General features: G+C 63.0%; 17 protein-coding genes. 8 read left to right on the forward strand and 9 right to left on the reverse strand.

Annotated features, from left to right (window positions below):
• Nucleotides 1–328 precede the first annotated feature (328 nt).
• On the reverse strand, nucleotides 329–565 hold the full coding sequence (locus CCR95_RS24935; protein ID WP_207188561.1) for a hypothetical protein: 237 nt from the start codon (nucleotides 563–565) through the stop codon (nucleotides 329–331).
• Between the two features lie 294 nt (nucleotides 566–859).
• Between CCR95_RS24935 and CCR95_RS08735 the strand changes: the two genes are divergently transcribed.
• Together CCR95_RS08735 and CCR95_RS08740 are read left to right on the forward strand one after the other, a co-directional pair.
• Entirely contained in the window at nucleotides 860–1216 is a 357-nt protein-coding gene (locus CCR95_RS08735) for a hypothetical protein (RefSeq protein WP_201093595.1), read from the forward strand.
• A gap of 13 nt (nucleotides 1217–1229) precedes the next feature.
• Nucleotides 1230–2078, forward strand: a complete 849-nt coding sequence (locus tag CCR95_RS08740; protein ID WP_201093597.1) for a pirin family protein — start codon at nucleotides 1230–1232, stop codon at nucleotides 2076–2078.
• A 128-nt stretch (nucleotides 2079–2206) separates the two neighbouring features.
• Here CCR95_RS08740 and CCR95_RS08745 read toward each other — a convergent pair whose 3' ends face one another.
• The 8 genes from CCR95_RS08745 to CCR95_RS08780 form a co-directional block, all read right to left on the reverse strand.
• Nucleotides 2207–3034 (reverse strand): alpha/beta fold hydrolase, encoded by an 828-nt coding sequence (locus CCR95_RS08745; protein ID WP_201093599.1) that lies wholly within the window; start codon nucleotides 3032–3034, stop codon nucleotides 2207–2209.
• 36 nt (nucleotides 3035–3070) lie between these two features.
• The gene (locus CCR95_RS08750) at nucleotides 3071–4342 is read right to left on the reverse strand and encodes a TIGR02270 family protein (protein WP_207188562.1); all 1272 of its coding nucleotides are present in this window, start codon (nucleotides 4340–4342) and stop codon (nucleotides 3071–3073) included.
• Nucleotides 4343–4410: 68 nt separating this feature from the next.
• Nucleotides 4411–5310 (reverse strand): hypothetical protein, encoded by a 900-nt coding sequence (locus CCR95_RS08755; RefSeq protein WP_201093601.1) that lies wholly within the window; start codon nucleotides 5308–5310, stop codon nucleotides 4411–4413.
• A gap of 18 nt (nucleotides 5311–5328) precedes the next feature.
• Nucleotides 5329–6495: a PAAR-like domain-containing protein gene (locus tag CCR95_RS08760; RefSeq protein ID WP_201093603.1), complete on the reverse strand. Its 1167-nt coding sequence runs from the start codon at nucleotides 6493–6495 to the stop codon at nucleotides 5329–5331.
• A gap of 42 nt (nucleotides 6496–6537) precedes the next feature.
• Nucleotides 6538–7563, reverse strand: a complete 1026-nt coding sequence (locus CCR95_RS08765; RefSeq protein WP_201093605.1) for a hypothetical protein — start codon at nucleotides 7561–7563, stop codon at nucleotides 6538–6540.
• Between the two features lie 7 nt (nucleotides 7564–7570).
• Nucleotides 7571–8686: a DUF2169 family type VI secretion system accessory protein gene (locus tag CCR95_RS08770; RefSeq protein WP_207188563.1), complete on the reverse strand. Its 1116-nt coding sequence runs from the start codon at nucleotides 8684–8686 to the stop codon at nucleotides 7571–7573.
• A gap of 41 nt (nucleotides 8687–8727) precedes the next feature.
• On the reverse strand, nucleotides 8728–9273 hold the full coding sequence (locus tag CCR95_RS08775) for a DUF6484 domain-containing protein (protein ID WP_201093607.1): 546 nt from the start codon (nucleotides 9271–9273) through the stop codon (nucleotides 8728–8730).
• A gap of 251 nt (nucleotides 9274–9524) precedes the next feature.
• Nucleotides 9525–11777, reverse strand: a complete 2253-nt coding sequence (locus tag CCR95_RS08780; RefSeq protein WP_201093609.1) for a type VI secretion system Vgr family protein — start codon at nucleotides 11775–11777, stop codon at nucleotides 9525–9527.
• A gap of 519 nt (nucleotides 11778–12296) precedes the next feature.
• On the opposite strand from CCR95_RS08780, the gene tssA reads away from it, so the two are divergent.
• From tssA to tssE, 6 genes are all read left to right on the forward strand, one after another.
• Nucleotides 12297–13352, forward strand: a complete 1056-nt coding sequence (gene tssA, locus CCR95_RS08785) for a type VI secretion system protein TssA (protein WP_242523137.1) — start codon at nucleotides 12297–12299, stop codon at nucleotides 13350–13352.
• 33 nt (nucleotides 13353–13385) lie between these two features.
• Complete coding sequence (gene tssB, locus CCR95_RS08790) at nucleotides 13386–13916, forward strand: type VI secretion system contractile sheath small subunit (RefSeq protein WP_201093627.1); 531 nt, start codon at nucleotides 13386–13388, stop codon at nucleotides 13914–13916.
• A gap of 3 nt (nucleotides 13917–13919) precedes the next feature.
• Nucleotides 13920–15419 (forward strand): type VI secretion system contractile sheath large subunit, encoded by a 1500-nt coding sequence (gene tssC, locus CCR95_RS08795; protein ID WP_201093629.1) that lies wholly within the window; start codon nucleotides 13920–13922, stop codon nucleotides 15417–15419.
• A gap of 228 nt (nucleotides 15420–15647) precedes the next feature.
• Nucleotides 15648–16136, forward strand: coding sequence for an Hcp family type VI secretion system effector (locus CCR95_RS08800; protein WP_276570243.1), 489 nt, complete (start codon nucleotides 15648–15650; stop codon nucleotides 16134–16136).
• A gap of 91 nt (nucleotides 16137–16227) precedes the next feature.
• The gene (locus CCR95_RS08805) at nucleotides 16228–17097 is read left to right on the forward strand and encodes a type VI secretion system accessory protein TagJ (RefSeq protein ID WP_201093631.1); all 870 of its coding nucleotides are present in this window, start codon (nucleotides 16228–16230) and stop codon (nucleotides 17095–17097) included.
• Complete coding sequence (gene tssE / locus CCR95_RS08810; protein WP_201093633.1) at nucleotides 17085–17597, forward strand: type VI secretion system baseplate subunit TssE; 513 nt, start codon at nucleotides 17085–17087, stop codon at nucleotides 17595–17597. Before CCR95_RS08805 ends, tssE begins: the two co-directional genes overlap by 13 nt.

The following is a 17597-nucleotide window of genomic DNA, read 5'->3' on the forward strand; positions in this document are numbered from 1 at the left end:
TGCTCGCAACACCCCGTCTCCCGCGCGTCTTTGCGGTTCCGTTTCCACATACCCCCCGGTGTCAGGATAGAAGTCGCCTCCCTCTGGGAGGAAGTGTGTGAGGATGGGGCATCACCGTCCTGGGGCGCGGCGCGAGCGCGCCGGCACCGGGACGCACGCAGAGGCGACGGATTTTGAAGACCGACTCGGACGAACTGCAAGCCGGCATCCCGACCAAGATGCCCCCCAATCCCGTCAGCGTGCCCGTTGTTGGCGCGCGAGGTCGGGATTCCCCGTGACACCCTCGACGGCTGGCGCCGTCAAGCCGGTGACCCGGCAGGGCGGACGACTACGCCAACACGCCCCAACGCAGCCGCGCCGAGCGCACCGAGCGCGCGCCGATCAAGCCGTTGTCCAAGGCGTTGCCGCGCCAGGACCAGGCGCTGGCGGAGGCGGCGACCTTGTGGTTGCTCCAAAAAACCGTCCGGGCGATCTGGGAGGAGCCCGCGGGCGTGCCCTCGCCCACGCCCGGCGTGTGCAGGCGAGCGGGTGGATCGGCGAGGCGGTCAGCGCGCGCCCCCTGCAACGCTGGCGCCAGGCGGGCGCCATCCCGGGCGATCGGCGGCGACGCGAGCACCGCTCGGGCGAGCCGGGCGCACCCCGGCCAACCGCCTCACGTCCGCCGAGCGGAGCGCCATCCTGACGGTGGCCAACCCGGCGGAAGTCGCCCATCGGTCCCCGCACCCGAGCGTCCCGGCGCTCGCCGATCAGGGCCGCGACCTGGCCGCGGAAGCGACCTTCGGCCGGGTGCTGCGGGCCGCCGACCAGCTCGCCCGCCGCGTCCGGCCCCCATCAGGTCTGGAGTTGGGACATCACCGATTTGGCCACCAGGGTGCGGGGAACCTTTTTCTCTCTGTCCCCGATCATGGATGTCTTCAGCCGCAAGAGCGTCGGCCGGGAGGTCGACCCGAACGAATCCGCCGAGCCGGCGGCCAGTGTCTTCCGTCAGGCCCATCGGCGCGAGGAGGTGCGCGCTGACGCCTGGGTGCGGCAGTCGGATAACGGGGCGCCCATGAAAGGCGCCACCAGGGGTTTCATGGATGGGATCTCGAGAACGTCTTCGAGAAACTCAAGCCATTTGGAATTTATCTTTGCCGAAGGACTCCATCTGGGTGAGGCCGAGCGCCAGGAGAGCCGGGCCGCGGCCACCCATACCCTTTGGCAACTTGCCGTTTGAGAGAGGAGCAACCATGCAGACCATGACCCTCGAACGTATCCTGACCGCCATGCCCGCCTCCGATGGGGGCGGCGTCAAACTTTACCGGATCGTCGGCCCCGACGGGATGCGCGGCCTGGATCCCTTCCTGCTGCTCGACGAGTTCGGCTCGGACGCGGCGGACGACTACATTGCCGGCTTTCCGCCTCATCCGCACCGGGGCTTCGAGACCGTGACCTATATGTTGGAGGGGCGGATGCTCCATGAGGATCATCTTGGCCACCAAGGCCTGCTGTCCTCGGGCGGGGTGCAATGGATGACCGCCGGACGCGGGGTCATCCACTCCGAGATGCCGCAGCAGGAGTCCGGACGCATGCATGGACTTCAACTCTGGATCAATCTGCCTGCCAAAAACAAGCTCGTCGCTCCGGCGTATCGGCATCTCCCGGCGGAAGCCATCCCGGTAGCAACCCTGGCGAATGGGATCCAGGTCAAGGTGATCGCCGGGGGCTTCGCGGAGGGCGACACCCACCTCGTCGGCGCGGCGCGGGGCATCGCCACGGATCCGCTCTATTTGGATGTGCGGTTACCGGTTCAGACTGAGCTGGCGGTTCCGATCCCGGCGGGGCACCGCGCGCTGGTGTATCTGATCGCGGGTCGACTCCAGATCGCCGGCCAGGAGCTGGTGCCTCGGCAGATGGCGGTGCTGGGCGCGGGAGATGGCATTGGACTCAAGGCGGGAAAGACGGAAGTCCACGCCCTGGTCCTAGCTGCCCGTCCGTTGGGCGAACCGATCGCCCATCATGGACCCTTCGTCATGAATACTCAGGAAGAAATCGCGCAGGCGATCAAGGATTATGAGCAGGGCCGACTGGTGGCCTAAGCGGCATCGGCAATCCGGCATTGAAGAGTGCCGGGACGCCATCGCGACCGCTGGGATTCGGTGAACTTGTACCCCAGCGCGATGAGGCGAGCAGCAGGGCCATCCAGTCGAGTCAGGCAACCCTGGCGTCATCTGAATTCGGCGAGAAGCGACGGCCAGCGTTCGAGCCAGCAGCAGCGGTGGTCGAAGTCTGGCAAGACCTTGAACGCCGCCCGAGGATTCCGGGCACGGAAGCGGCGGATCGTGTCCAGCGGAACGCGGTCATCCCGAGCCCCGATCAGATGAAGCTGGCGGATGCTCGCCTCCAGCGGCCTTCGCTCGACTGGATTCAGGGATCCGGCTAGTCGGCTGTAGCCATGACGATCGGCCCAGGCGTCGATATCCAGATTGGCGGCGATGGTCACCAGGCGATCCACGCCGGCCAGACGCTCGGCCATCAGCATGGCCAGCACGCCACCCCCGCTGTAACCGATCAGGGTGATGCGCCGACGCTCGTCATACGGCAGGCCGTGGGTGATCGCCGCCACCATGCTCTCGACCACCTCCTGGCTGTAGCGGCCATGGGTCCACAGCCAGGGCCTGCAGCCACGGGATTGGGACGGTTGGTGGTAACAGGGCCGACCGAGATACAGCGCGGCCATTGGATCGCGCGCCATCAGCCGAAGCGCCAGCGGATCGCGGGGCGTGGGATCGGAGGCGATGCGGTGTCTGCTGTCCCAGGGCCGGCCGTCTCCTTCCAGATAGAGATGGATCCGCGGCGCGGCAGTAAGGTCTCCCTGGCGATAGAGGACATGCTGAAAGCGCGTGCCGGGAATCAGAACGCCCCGCATGCCGTGGGTCGCGGCCAGTGCCTCGATCGATGGTTGAGCGCCCGTGTGACTGGCGCAGCCGGGCAGCGCACAGATCCAGGCGGCGGCAAGCAGCGCCCCAGCGAACGCCCTGATGAGCGGTGGCATGTCGACGTCAGTCGGCTGAACGTTCGGCGCGCCGATTCAGCGCCATTCGCCCGCTCCAAGCAGGCGCGCCTGCCGCCAGGCGGGCTGGCTCGTCGGAAACAGGGGCGTGCCGGGTTGCAGGAGCGAAAGGTCGATCGCGGCGGCGCTCCGCTGGCGTTGAAAACCCTCGCGCAGCACCCGCCGGCAGTGTCCGACCGAGACCGACTCGCCCAGGAAGACGCGCCTGCCAGGCGGGAAACGGGTTTGATTGGCGTCCCACCAGTCCCGCAACTTGCGCGCATCCGGCCAGGGCAGGCTGTCGTCCTCGTCCATGGCGGTGTCAGGATCCTCCGGATCGTCGTTGGGACCGGGTTCAAAACCGTCCGGCGGGGGGCGTTCGAGGTCGAGAGCGGCCAGATCGAGACCCGTAACGAACGAGAATGACTCGCCCGCGAGACGGGCAAGCCGGTCGTCGGCCATCTGCCCGATCAGCCAGGGGAGGTAGTGTGCATCGCCGGCGCTTCCGGCGCCCTGAATCAGCAGACGTCGATTGGCGGGATCCTGGGCGATGGTCTTGAGAAGGCGATGTGCGCTCGGCGCATCGACCGCCTTCAGCCACAGCCGCAGTGCTGGCGCGCGGCAGGCGTTCGGGGTCGTGGCGAAACCTTCCAGCACTGCGAGCGAGCGGTCGCGATCCCCGAGCAGCAACGCCGAGGAGGCCGCCTGGAAGCGAGCCAGGTCGTCTTCATCCTTTAGCCCCTGGGTGCAGGCGGAACGCAGATCGCGCCGACCGATCTCTCCCGCCGCGCGGAAGGCACGGGCGCGCAGACTTGGATCAGGATCGTTGCAAGCCTCCGCAAGCATCGCACCTGGATCGAGACGATGCATGGCGCAGGCGGCAATGCCGGCCTCGCGTCGAATGGGCGGTCTGGACGCCAGCAGTTCCGCCACAATGCCTTTGAGGTCATGGGCCGAGACCCAGCCAAAGGCGGAGGTCAGGCCGCGTTGCGCTTGCGGCAGCGCGGCGGCGAGCGCGAAGAGATGATCGAGCCGGGTTGAATCCTTGTGCTCGATCGCCAGCACCGCCGCCGCGAACACCTCGCCGACGCCGGGTGTCTCCAGCGCGCCCATGCACAGACGCGATCCCGCGTCGCCCGCGACCGCGAGGCCGTCGAGATGCGCGGCCAGACGCTCGTCGAGTCGGCGCAGATGATGGAGTTTGACATGGGGGGCACGCACCAGGCTGGACCGCACATGGCGCAGGATGGCCGATTCTTCGGCGTGCTGCTGGATGACGGCTGGAATGGGTTGGCGGGAATGGGCGAGCATGAGTTCATCTTCCCCATCGGTCACGCATCGATACAGGCGAATTCCGGAAGCCGTCATGTTCCATGAGATTAAGCGATGCGATGCCAGACCTGGCCATCGAAGGCCATGACATCCTGTCGGCCGATCGACCACAGCACATTGCCCGCCTGACACAGATGATACGTGGAAGGTCTCTCGCGAGACGTCATGCGCACCTCTTCCACCGTACCGTCCGCGAGCCTGAACACGCCGCGCATCGTTGCGAGATACAGGTGAGGCTCCAGCCAGGCGAGCGACCAGATGTCATGCGGGAAGGCAGCGTGCTCGATCACGCCGAGTTGATCACCTCTCCCCGCGATCAGGATTCCCGCTTGCCCCCCAAAATAGACATTTCCATCCGTCGCACAGCAAATGCTGGTCAACGTCAGGTTGGTGGGGCTCAGGATGGCATTCCAACGCTCCCCATCGAATCGAAAGATCTCTCCATTCCAACCGGCTGCATAGATTTCCGACAGCGAAAAGCCGTCGATCGCCTCGAAACCCGTAACCGCGGTCTCGTCCGACGGCAGACCGTCACCGAGCGACATCCAGAGGCCGCTGTCGAGCCGTCGGTAGACCTGTCTGCCCATGCCGACCGCAAGCGCGTTCCCCGCCACCGAACCCACGGCTCGCAGTGCGCCTGGCGATCCAGTCGCGCCGGCGCTCTGCAATACGTTTTCCGCATGCACGTCACCACTGCCGAGGAGTACCGCCTCGCCTTTCGGGCCTAGCGCAATAAGCTGTTCATTCGGCGACTTGCAGATGGACGCCCCGACGACCGGGAACGACACCTGGGCGTCGTCAGACCACTCCTCGCCGTCGTACTCGAAGATCGTCGACTTAGGGTGATCCGGGGTCGCGCCGGACGTCTTGGTCGCGATCAGATATCCGATATCGGGGCCGCGCACGGCCCCGGTGACATAGTCGTAGCCTTCGAGGATGGCGTGCATTTCCGAATCTCTCCAGACCTATCTCAGCCGCCGCGAGCGGTTGGCGACGACCATGTCAGCCGCTTCCACCGCATCGGATCCCGCATACCCTTCCTGGACGCTCTTGATGGGCGTTCGATCCTTGATTCCGCAATCCCGGTGATAGGCGTTGATCTGCGACTCCAGACACTTCTCGTTGCAGCCGGACTGCGGAAAGGTTTTGTTGGCCGCTTCAATGGATTGTTGGCGTGCCGTTCCGAAATCGGTGATCTCCGTCGTCAGCGTTGACCCGTTACCGAGTGCCACGGTGCCGGATCGGGCGGATTGCGCCGCTGCCGTGCTCTGGTACGCATGCATCAGCCCATGGGTACCATGATACTGGTTGGTGCCCTCCACGCAGATACAGGGTGCCTTCTCCGCATCGTAGCCTTCGGTGCCGCGAAGCGGAACCGAACCGTCGGCCGGCCCCCGCCCGCTATCGAAAAACGAACTGGCTTCGATCATGTGATGCGGCGTTTGACCGGGGCAGCATCCGGGTTGACGCTTGGCGCCACGTCCTTTCGGCGCATAAGGCACCAATTGGCAGCGGCGCGCGGCGAGGCAGTTATCGCCCGCCGTTTTCGTGGCGTACTGCTCCACCTTCTGCTCGTCGTAGAGCGGTTTGTCTGGAGGGCAAGGACTGGGGCCGCCTTTTTTGTGCGGCTTGAAGTCTTTACATGCCTCGGCTTCTTTGTCCATATCCTCTTTGCAGGGATGATCGGGGGAGATGCTCATCGAGTCCAAGTACGGCCAAGTCGGCGTCTGTCCGGGTCGCGATGCATGATTATGGGTTGTCAAATCGAGGTGCCGAACGGCGTTTTCGCCTTCGACCATGACGTCCATCGACCACGAATTGAAGTAAATCTTGCCGCGATGAACGCTCGTGATCACCCCCTTTTTTGCCGCGCACCCGGCCTCGTCGCCGACGCTCTTCTTGAAGTAAGACTTATCCTTCAGCATGATCTCCTTGCCGCCGATCTTGACCGTTGCGCTTCCATCCGAGGTGTCGCTCGCCATGCCTGTGTTGGGATAGGGAATGGGAACGCCCGGCGGGGTCGCGGGATTCTCCGGAGGTGTCATGCAAACGTCCGGAAACGCGCAGACGGCTTTACCGTCCGCCGCCTTGCAGGAGATTTCGCGCCCATTCGCAAAGACGTCGTTAGCCATTGGTCAACCCATTTTGTTGGGCGCGTTCGGGCAGATTTGCCATCACGCACCCTTGAAACGCAAGATCGCCGCCGCTCGTCTGCCGGCATCGTTCGCGCAATGAAACAGGAGATTGGGGCCTGCCGAATACGCCTTGCGACAGGCCGCATCGGCGACCGCCAGCATCGCGATGCCCGCCGCGGCGCCTGATTCGCCGATGCACTCCGCGGGATGCCAGAGATCGAACGCCGCTTTGCGTTGCCGCAGGATGCGCGATAGCGCCAGGGCCGCTTCCTTGAAGGAATACTGCTCTCCGGAAAGATCGGCGATGCGGGCGTCGAGGTCATGCAACTCGCAGCGCGCCTCGCTCAACGCAGCGCGAATGGCCGTGGCTAGGCCGTCCGCCCGCAAGGGTTCATCCGAGTCGATCGGTGCCGGCTCGGTTCCGAATCCGATCCCGATGCATTGCAATTCGCCGGGGCCGCTGGGGCGACCGATCAAAAGGGCACCAGCTGCCTCGCCGGGGATGAAACCGTTGGAGTTGCCCGACGACAGCAGACGCTCGGCTCGCTCGTAACTGCTCAAGGTGGGCCAGGTCAAGAGGCTGTCGGTCGCGGCGATCAGCACCAGTGGCGCCTTGTCTCCGTAAACGAGTTTGTGCGCCTCGGCGAGGGCAATGGCCGCGCCGACCCGCCCCTGGGGGATGATGGCAGAGCCAATCGCAAACTGTAGACCAAGCTCCTGCTCGATCCCGGCCAGCAGCCGATCGTCCAGACCATCGAGCCGGCCTGGACGCTCGCGCTCTGCAACGCAGAGAAGCAAGGGAATACCGGACCAGCTCTCGTGCGGAATCTGATCCAGACACTCGGCAATCGCCATCGCCGCCATTTTGACGAGCTTGGTCAGACCGCGCCACGGCTGCTCCAGCGGCACCTGATGCGCCATGATCCATTCGCCGTCGTTTCCCATGAAGCGGGTCTCGGTCGGGTTGCCGATCTTGGCGCGGATCGCGGCGCAGGCCGCCGGCGCGGACAGGCCGACGCTGGTGACCAGCCCGGTCCGCTTGATGGCGATGGGTTGGACGGTCATGTCTGTCCTAACCCGCCGGGGTCGGCTCGGGTGCGGGATTCGTGGTGGCGGTCGGCTCGACGGAGAGCGGGAAGGCCACCTCCTCGCGCGCCTGCCACCAGTCCTGCCCCTTCTTTCCCACCAGGATCTGGGCGATCTCGAACATGTTTTTCTTCAGTGGGCGGGCCACCCGCCAGGTCAGCATCATGCGCTCCAGATCCGGTTCCAGCACCAAGGTGTCCAGAGTCGCCTGGAGATCCTCGCGTTCGCCTTTCTTCGGGAAGAGATGCACCGGAGCCTCGAAGGCCGGAAGTCTGAAGCTCCGGCGTCCATCCGGGGTCAGATTGACGAGCCCGACTTCCTGGCCGCCGAGCGGCCCCGCGATCTGCTGATCCAGGGGCGCGGCCTGATAGTAGCGTTCGTCGAAATCCGGCGGCAAAAAGGGGAAGTGCTCATCGAGCCAGTGCTGATCATAGGTTCCGGCATAGCGGTAACGCGGCTCCCAGTTGCGCCCGATCGGGCCGAAGGCCATCGGGGCATAGTCGCCGTCGGGGCGCGTGACCGGCCGATTCAGCTCCTCGGTGTTGGGCAGCAGCGCGCCGTCGAGCCAGTCCGAGCGCAGATGCCTGTGGAACCCCGTGCCGACGGGATTACGGAGGAAGGCGGCGTGCTGGGCGAAATCCTCATGTCGGTTGTCGACCCCGCCGAAGGCGCGGTCGTAAGAGATCGGCATCCGGGTAAAGGGGATGGGTTCGCTCACACTGACGCCGGTCGATGCAACCTGCCAGCAGCGCATCCCGACCACGGCGAAGTGCTTGGTTATGCCATTGACCTTCAACCCGACCGGCACCCGCGGCGCCGGACGCCCTTCCGGCGCGTAGGCGCTTCCGCTTATCAGGATATCGGCGCGTGGCTTCCTGGGCGCGAAATCGACCTCATGGATCGGCGCCGAGCGACCAGGCTCGCCGGAAAAGGTATCGGCCATCACTAACGGCATCTGTTCTTGCGCCAAGTGCAGACGATCGGAACCGTTGCGAGGGAGCGCAAAGGTTCCCTTGATGACGATGACCAGAAGCTCCCGGCCGCTGGGCTCCATGCCCATGGTATAGCCGGCGACCATGCGGGTTGCATTGATGAGTTCCATGATCCCCCTAACACTCGGTCCACGACGATGAAGGAACCTGTTTAGTTCAACTGCACCGAGCCGCCCTTGATGCGATTGACGCCCGCGGAGCGGCTCAGCACATAATCCCCCTGGATCAGCACCTTCCCGGCCTTGGTCAGGGTGATGCTGGCCTTGCCGCAGCGCAGGACGAGTTGTTCCTTCGCATTCACCAGCAGCCGCTCCCCGTCGGCGTCGATCTCCACCTGGCCTGGTCGCTCGGGAAGTGGCCAACCAGCGCGCTCACGCAGCACGCCCATGACAATGGGTTTGACCGGATCGCCGCCTTCGAACATCAAGGTCACCCGATGGCCGAGATGCGCCCCGTGCAGATCGACGACGGTCCGCGCCGGCAGCGCCGCCGTGCCGGGCTGTCCGGGATAAAGGACGAGCGGTGTGCGGCCCTCCTGCGTGATCGCGATGACCTCGCCGATGACGACGCTCGGCGCCGCCGGAATCTCGACCGCCTTGATCGACGGCGCCTCGATCAAGGGTCGCAGCAGATCGACTCCGGAGACGTCCTCGGCCGACGATTCGATGAAATGTTCGGCGACCAATCCGCGACTCATAACGACCCTCCGATTTAAAACCGCAACCGTCAAGCGCCGCGACGAAAATCACCCGTGCCACGGCGAAAACGCACACCTACAGCCGCCAGTCATGATCAGGCGAGCAGACACAAATACCGAGCCAACCAAGATCGGGACTGACACGGGATAAAATTGAATGTTTCTATCACTTAAATCGCGTCGACTCTATCGCCGCTGATGGCTGCCAAGCTGGCCGACGACTCAAAAACGCATACCGTCACGGACGCGGTTTAATTCTGAAGAATCTTCGCTCCCTTCATGGTGATGTTGCTTGATGCCTTCACGTTGATCTTGCCCGATCCCTCGACGGTGATGTCCTTGCCCTTGATCACGATGGTGCCGTCCTTTTTCATGCTGATGCTGGCGCTGCCGGTGGTGATGGTGATCGAATCGCCGGCATTGATACTGAGGTTCTTCGCCACCGAGAGACTGTCGTCCTTGCCGATCGAGACCGTCCGGTCATCGCCCACACTGACGCTTTCGGTTTTGCTGACCTGTTCGGTGCGACCGCCGCCGATGGTGATGCGCTCATCTTTGGAAACGTTCTCGGTGCGGCCCCCGCCGATGGTGATGCTTTCGTCCTTGGCGACCTGCTCGGTGCGACCGCCGCCGATGGTGATGCCCTCATCCTTGGCGACGCTCTCGGTTCGCCCGCCACCGATGGTGATCTTCTCGTTCTGATCGACGGTTTCGGTACGATTTCGATGAATCGTGATCGTCTCGTTTTGGTCGACCGTTTCGGTGCGATTCCGATGAATCGTAATCGTCTCATCCTTGTCGACCGTTTCGGTGCGCTGACCGTGAATGACGATCGTCTCGTTGTTGTCGACGGTCTCGGTGCGATCATGCTTGATGTGGCTCGTCTCGTCGTGATCGATGGTCTTGGTCCGGTCATGCCCGACCCAATGCGTTTCATCGTTCTCGACTTCGATGTCCTGATTTTTCTCGGCATGAATCCAAAGCTGCTCGGAACCCTTCTTGTCCTCCATGCGGATGGCGTTGGCATTGGCCGCGCTGCCGCCCTTTGACGAACGGCTCAAGACGCCGCTCTGGGTCATATTGGCCGGCAGCTCCCAGGGCGGCATCTGCTCGGCGTTATAGACCCGACCGGTGATGATGGGTTGGTCCGGGTCGCCTTCCAGAAAATCGACGATGACCTCCTGGCCGATGCGCGGGGTGGCGATCGCGCCCCAGTTCTGTCCCGCCCAGGGGTGGGACACGCGGATCCAGCAGGAACTCTTCTCGTTGCTCTTGCCGTAACGATCCCAATGAAACTGCACCATCACCCGGCCGTATTGGTCGGTCCAGATCTCCTCGCCGGACGGCCCGACCACGATGGCCGTCTGCGGACCCCGCACGATGGACTTGGGCGTCATGCGCGCAGGTCGGAAAGCGGCGCGAGAATCCATCGCGCTGAAACTGGATTGACAGATGACGGTGCCGTCCGGCGAGCGGGTGGTTTCAAATTCATCCGTCTGCAATTGATGCTCGGCGGAGATCACCAGATATTCGCGATTCTGATCGGCGCGCGGATAATCGGTCAGCGTAAAGAGATGGCCGGCGGCCAATCCGCGTGCATAGGTTTCGCCCTGGACGATTTCACGGTCGGCCTGGAGTTCCTCGATGCGCACGCCGGCGTAACGCTCGCCCTCGCTGCCTTCCACATACTCGCCCGGATAATCGTAGATCTCATAGTTCGCATGCGCATGCTGACTTGAGGTCGCCGGGGCGGGACGCGAACACAGCAGATCCACGCTAGGCTTTTTGAAATCGAAATCCTCGTGGGCGAAGGCGCCGGGGCGGATCGCCGAGGTTAGCGACCAAGCGAAGATGGCGTCCCGATCCCGCATCGCGGCCAGATCCGTCGCGTGATAGGGAATCTTCGCGAAGCCCGGATACGGCTGATGCGCGCTGTCATCGTCCGCGATGACGAGGGTATGCTTGCCATCCTCGTGGGTGAAATACCAATAGATTCCCTCGTTCTCCAGGAGACGGCTGACGAAGTTGAAGTGCGTCTCGCGGTACTGGACGCAGTATTCCCAGGTCCGATATTGCGCCGTCAGCCGATCGTCGAAATCGGCGAATCCCGCGTCGCGAAAAACCTGTTTGACGATGTCCGGAACAGTCATCTCCTGAAAGATGCGGCAGTCGGAGGTACGAGTCAGAAACCACAGCCAGGGCGACAGGGTGGCCTGATAGCGGGCGAATCGGCCCTCATAGCCGACATAGGCGAAGTGGCTGACAAAACCGTTGAAAAACCGTTGCTTCTGATCCCGTAGCGCGAGACGAACTGTCACGGGTTGGCCCAGCAGGCGGGATGCCGCAATCTCATAATCCTCGCTCAGGAGATCGAGTTCGATTTCAAACAGCGTGCTGAGGCGTTCATGGACGGTCGCGCGTCGGAGTAGTAACACGTCCTCTCCGAGCGGCGTCGACACCGCAATCGGCCTATCGCTTTGACGGTAATTCGATCCGGCTGCCATATCGGTTCGGCCTCTGTCTTAAACGACGATCGCTCTCTTGCATCCGATCTGGCCCAACGCATCATCCTTGCCATTCCGGAATGGTCTTCATGAATGATAAATTATCATGAAACAAGCCTCGGCATCGCAGGATACGTGGCGGCATTGAACGGTTCACGCCGAACCGCTCGGTTCATTGTGACCCAAGCCCGAAGGGGCGTCACAGAGGTCGATGCATCCCGTCCAGTTGATCCATCCAATAACGGTTGACATCCTCCTCAAGATAGACGATTTTTCCAAGCGTCATGGGAGGAAATACGGCGGACTCTCCCGCGACGCGATGACCGGCGATGGGCGGAACGACACCGCTGCATCGCGGTACAAAACCCAGAAAAATTTATTCGAGTATTCAATCGGTCTGCGGATCCAGTCGCCGATAGCCATTGGTTGCAAACATTCCGGGCAAGCGCCGCTTTTAGGTCTTTTGCGAGCAGGAACTAAACACTTTCCAGTCCAAAACTTGCTGTTGGAGACGAAAGGATGGCTTTGGTCGACATCGAAGATTTGCTCCAGCCGCTCTCGCCCGCGTCCCCCTGCGGCGAGGATCTGGAATACGACCCCGCCTATGGCGCGCTGGAACGCGCGACCCTGGGCAAACCGGAACAACAGTTCGGGAATACCGTCGTTGAGGCCGAACCGCCGAACTGGCTCGATGTCCGGCGCCAGGCGCTGGAGCTGCTGAGAAAGTCCAAAGACCTCCGGGTTGCCTCGATTTTGACGCGGGCGCTCGTCCGTACCGAGGGCTGGAGCGGGTTACGCGATGGCCTGTCTCTGATCGACGGTCTGCTGGAGCGCTATTGGGAGAGCGTTCATCCGCACCTGGATCCGGAGGATGACAACGATCCAACCTTGCGCATCAATACCATCTTCTCGCTCTGCGATCCGGCGGTCATGCTCGAAGGATTGCGCGCGGCTCCGCTTGTCGACTCCCGCGCGCTGGGACGTTTCGGTCTGCGCGACCTGCAGATCGCGGCCAAGGAAATCCCCCCGCCGACCGACGGCAAAACACCGGTTCCGGAGCCCATGGCGATCGAGGCGGCCTTTCAGGAGGTCGAACTGGAGGCCTTGCAGGCCACGGCGAACGCCATCGGTCAGTCGCGCGAACGGCTTGCCCGCATCGAGTCGCGGCTCCTGGAACAGGTCGGCGTCGGCGCGGCGCCCGATATGACCGAACTCGCTCAGGTTATCCAGTCGGCGCAAAAAGCGATCGCCGCGCCGCTCGCGCAGCGCACCGGGCAGCCCGCGGCATCCGAAGACGCGCTCGCTGGACCAGCGTCCGAGCAGATGGCGGGGACGGCCAAAGCGACAGACTTGCCGGCAACGCTCAACGCCATCAATCACCGCGCCGATGTGATCCGCGCGCTCGATCTCCTGTGCGACTACTATCGGCGTCAGGAGCCGTCCAGCCCCATTCCGCTCCTCCTCAATCGCGCCAAACGACTCGTCTCCAAGGATTTTCTGGAGATTTTGCAGGACTTGGCGCCGGACGGACTCGCGCAGGCGCGGGCAATGCGCGGTTCCGATCCGGACGCATAGGCTCTCTCCGTTCAGCTACCCAGGAGATATTCCGTGGCAGAAAGCAGTCAGAAATTCATCGCTCGAAATCGCGCGCCAAGGGTCCAGATCGAGTATGACGTGGAACTCTACGGGGCTGAAAAAAAGATCCAGCTTCCCTTCGTGATGGGTGTCATGGCGGATCTGTCCGGCAAACCGGCGGAAGCCTTGCCGGCGGTCGCTGACCGGAAGTTCTTGGAGATCGATGTCGATAACTTCGACGATCGTCTCAAGGCGATGAAGCCGCGGGTCGCCTTCCAGGTGCCCAATACGCTGACCGGCGAGGGGAACCTGAGCGTCGATATCACCTTCGACAGCATGGACGACTTCTCGCCCGCGGCGGTCGCCCGCAAGGTCGGCGCCCTGAGCAAGCTGCTGGAGGCGCGCGAGCAACTCTCCAATCTGTTGAGTTACATGGATGGCAAGACGGGCGCCGAGGATTTGATCGCCAAGGCGCTTCAGGATCCGGCGCTGCTCCAGGCATTGGCCTCGGCGCCCAAGCCGCCGGGCGATGCGGCCGACGAATCGACACGGACGGAGGGTTGAACCATGGCTGAAGCAGACACCCAGGCCCAACCGTCCCAGGCGGCGGAAACCGCTCTCGAAGCCGGCGATTTCAGCGCGTTGCTCGAAAAAGAGTTTCGCCCGAAATCCGACCGCGCCAAGGAGGCGGTCAGCGAGGCGGTCAAAACGCTCGCCGAGCAGGCGCTCGCCAGTTCGGTCGTGGTCTCCGCGGATGTGGTCCGCACCATCGAATCCATCATTGCCGAACTCGACCGCAAGCTCAGCGAGCAGGTCAACCTCATCCTGCATCACGCCGAGTTCCAGAAACTGGAAGGCGCCTGGCGAGGCTTGCATTACCTGGTCAACAATACCGAAACCGACGAGATGCTCAAGATCCGGGTGATGAACATCTCCAAGAAGGAAGTCCACAAGACCCTCAAGAAATTCAAGGGCACGGCCTGGGATCAGAGTCCGCTGTTCAAAAAGATGTACGAGGAGGAATACGGACAGTTCGGCGGAGAGCCCTTTGGCTGTCTGGTCGGCGACTATCACTTCGATCACAGCCCGCCCGATGTCGAATTCCTGGGCGAGATCTCCAAGGTCTGCGCCGCCATGCACGCGCCCTTCATTGCCGGCGTGGATCCGTCGGTCATGCAGATGGACTCCTGGCGCGAGCTGTCCAACCCGCGCGATCTGACCAAAATCTTTCAGACCCCCGAATACGCGGCCTGGCGTTCGCTGCGCGAATCCGACGACGCTCGCTATCTCGGGCTGGCCATGCCGCGCTTTCTCGCGCGTCTGCCCTATGGCGCCAAGACCGATCCGGTCGACGAATTCGATTTCGAGGAGGACACCGAAGGCGCCGACCATAACAAATACACCTGGGCCAATTCGGCCTATGCGATGGCGACCAACATCACTCGTTCTTTCAAGCTGTACGGCTGGTGCTCGCGTATCCGCGGCGTGGAGTCGGGCGGCGCGGTGGAGGGACTGCCGACCCACACCTTCCCGACCGACGATGGCGGTGTCGACATGAAGTGCCCGACCGAGATCGCGATCAGCGACCGGCGCGAGGCGGAACTCGCCAAGAATGGCTTCATGCCGCTCATCCATAAAAAGAACTCGGATTTCGCCGCCTTCATCGGCGCGCAATCGTTGCAAAAGCCGTTTGAGTATGACGATCCGGATGCGACCGCGAACGCCAATTTGGCCGCGCGGCTGCCTTATCTGTTCGCCACCTGCCGCTTCGCGCATTACCTCAAATGCATCGTGCGCGACAAGATCGGCTCGTTCAAGGAGCGGGAGGAGATGGAGCGCTGGCTCAACAAGTGGATCCGTCAATACGTCGATGGCGACCCCGCCCGCTCCTCCGAGGAAAGCAAGGCCCGCAAGCCGCTGGCGGCCGCCGAGGTGCGGGTGCAGGAAGTCGAAGGGAACCCCGGTTATTACGCCTCGCAGTTTTTCCTGCGCCCGCATTACCAATTGGAAGGGTTGACCGTGTCGCTTCGGCTGGTCTCCAAACTGCCGACGGAGAAAGGAATCTGAGCGGTTCAGAATGGTCTTCCAGCCGACGACCAAGCCGCTCGATATCTCCGACTATTGAGCATGACCGATGTCTGAAAATAATTATTTAACAATGACTTAAAAGGTTAGATATTATTGGCACAAGGAGTGCTTTAACAAAAGTCAGATCATGTCTGACATGGTCCGGGCCGAAACCGCGACAATTTTCAATCATGACGAGTGATCGAGGAGAACGACATGGCTTTTGACATGCTGCTTGACATCGACGGGATCCCTGGCGAAAGCAAAATTGCCGGGTTCGAAGACAAAATCGACGTCCTGGCCTGGAGCTGGGGCGAGAGTAATGCCGGCACCTTCCATACCGGCGGCGGTGGCGGCGCCGGCAAGGTCAACGTCCAGGATCTGTCATTCACCAAATACGTCGATATCGCTACTCCAGTGCTCATGTTGTCCTGCGCGACCGGGGAGCACATCGAAAAAGCCGTTCTGACCGTCCGCAAGGCCGGCGGCAAGGCCGGCGAGGACGCCCTGCAGTATCTGGTCATCACCCTGGAAAAACTGATGGTGACGTCAGTCAGCACGGGCGGGAGCGGCGGCGAGGATCGGCTGGTCGAGAATGTCAGCTTGAACTTTGCCAAGTGCTCGATCGCTTACGCGCAGCAGGATGACAAGGGTGCGGAGAAAGCCAAAAAGACCTTTAGCTGGGATGTCGAATCGAATAAGGGCGACGTGAGCTGACCCACCGTCACCGCTCGCCCGTCGACGTTCAGATTGGCGGGCGAGCGGTGTTTCAGTGCATCTCGCCTGACAACACCGGAGAGTCGCGCCGATGAATGCCGAACAGTACCTGCGGGACGGCGATCTCCAGGAGACCATGACCCAACTCCAGCAGCAGATTCGCCAGGAGCCTGCCAATCCCCGGTTGCGGGTGTTTCTCTTCCAGTTACTGGCGGTCACCGGCGCGTGGGAGCGGGCGCTGAATCAACTTGGCGTGGCGGGCGAACTGGATGCCTCGACCCTGCCCATGGTCCAGACCTACCGCGAGGCGCTGCGCTGCGAGGTTCTGCGGGCGAAGGTGTTCGCGGGCCACCGTTCGCCGCTGGTGTTCGGCGATCCCGAACCCTGGCTGGCGCTGATGTTTCAGGCGCTGACGGTCACGGCGGCCGGCGAACACGCCCAGGCGTCGGAACTGCGCGGGCGTGCCCTGGACGCCGCGCCTGCGACCGGCGGCCGTCTCGATGGTCAGCCCTTCCAGTGGCTGATGGACGCGGATTCCCGCTTGGGGCCGATTTTGGAAGTCATCGTCAACGGGCGCTATTACTGGATACCCTTCCAGCGGATTCGCTCCATTCAGGTGGAAAAGCCCGAGGATTTGCGCGATCTGGTGTGGATGCCGGCCGCGTTCACCTGGGCCAACGGCGGCGAAACCGTGGGGCTGATTCCGACACGCTATCCGGGTTCGGAGTCGCACCCGGATCCGCTGATTCAACTGGCCCGCAAGACCGACTGGCTGGAGCCCGCGCCCGGCGTCTATCTCGGTCAAGGTCAGCGGATGCTGACCACGGACGCGGACGACCACGCGCTGATGGACGTGCGTCGGATCGAGCTGGAAACGCACGGCGATCCGGCGACGGATGCGGTCGCGGAGCCGGCGGCGGGCGGCGGGCGGCGAGACAGCAGCACCCCATGGCTGAGCTGACCCAAAAAGAACGCCTGCAACCCGCCCTCCTGGATCGCCTGACCGACGAAGAGCCGGACCGGCAACAGGAGTCGCGCGAGAAGCGCGTGCTCTCGATGCGCCAACTGCGCGAAAGCGTCTTGCGCGATCTGGCCTGGCTGCTCAATGCCGGGCGGCTCGACAGCGTGCAGGATCTCGCCGCCTATCCCTTCGTCAGCCATTCGGTGCTGAATTATGGCATTCCGGATCTCGCCGGACTCACCGCCTCCGGGGCGGAGATCACCCAGATCGAACGCACGATCCGACAGGCGATCTGGGACTTCGAGCCCCGCATCCTGCGCCAGACGGTCCGCGTCTCCGCCCGTGTGGATCCGCAGCGCATGAGTCACAATACGCTCACCTTCGAGATCGAGGGAGACCTCTGGGCGCAGCCGGTTCCCCTGCGGATTTTTCTTAAGACCGAACTCGATCTCGAACTAGGCGAGGTCAGGGTCACCGAGCAGTCCGGCCCAGGGATCTGA

The organism is Thiocystis minor (assembly GCF_016653465.1).
GTDB lineage: Bacteria > Pseudomonadota > Gammaproteobacteria > Chromatiales > Chromatiaceae > Chromatium > Chromatium minus.

Bases quoted from the DNA above. Each gene is read 5' to 3' on its own strand.
- CCR95_RS08775 (WP_201093607.1), bottom strand. From the start codon at position 9,273: ATGAGTCGCGGATTGGTCGCCGAACATTTCATCGAATCGTCGGCCGAG.
- CCR95_RS08800 (WP_276570243.1), top strand. From the start codon at position 15,648: ATGCTGCTTGACATCGACGGGATCCCTGGCGAAAGCAAAATTGCCGGG.
- tssC (WP_201093629.1), top strand. From the start codon at position 13,920: ATGGCTGAAGCAGACACCCAGGCCCAACCGTCCCAGGCGGCGGAAACC.
- tssE (WP_201093633.1), top strand. From the start codon at position 17,085: ATGGCTGAGCTGACCCAAAAAGAACGCCTGCAACCCGCCCTCCTGGAT.
- CCR95_RS08765 (WP_201093605.1), bottom strand. From the start codon at position 7,563: ATGACCGTCCAACCCATCGCCATCAAGCGGACCGGGCTGGTCACCAGC.
- CCR95_RS08750 (WP_207188562.1), bottom strand. From the start codon at position 4,342: ATGCTCGCCCATTCCCGCCAACCCATTCCAGCCGTCATCCAGCAGCAC.
- CCR95_RS08755 (WP_201093601.1), bottom strand. From the start codon at position 5,310: ATGCACGCCATCCTCGAAGGCTACGACTATGTCACCGGGGCCGTGCGC.
- CCR95_RS08760 (WP_201093603.1), bottom strand. From the start codon at position 6,495: ATGGCTAACGACGTCTTTGCGAATGGGCGCGAAATCTCCTGCAAGGCG.
- CCR95_RS08770 (WP_207188563.1), bottom strand. From the start codon at position 8,686: ATGGAACTCATCAATGCAACCCGCATGGTCGCCGGCTATACCATGGGC.
- CCR95_RS08740 (WP_201093597.1), top strand. From the start codon at position 1,230: ATGCAGACCATGACCCTCGAACGTATCCTGACCGCCATGCCCGCCTCC.
- CCR95_RS08745 (WP_201093599.1), bottom strand. From the start codon at position 3,034: ATGCCACCGCTCATCAGGGCGTTCGCTGGGGCGCTGCTTGCCGCCGCC.
- CCR95_RS08780 (WP_201093609.1), bottom strand. From the start codon at position 11,777: ATGGCAGCCGGATCGAATTACCGTCAAAGCGATAGGCCGATTGCGGTG.
- tssA (WP_242523137.1), top strand. From the start codon at position 12,297: ATGGCTTTGGTCGACATCGAAGATTTGCTCCAGCCGCTCTCGCCCGCG.
- CCR95_RS08805 (WP_201093631.1), top strand. From the start codon at position 16,228: ATGAATGCCGAACAGTACCTGCGGGACGGCGATCTCCAGGAGACCATG.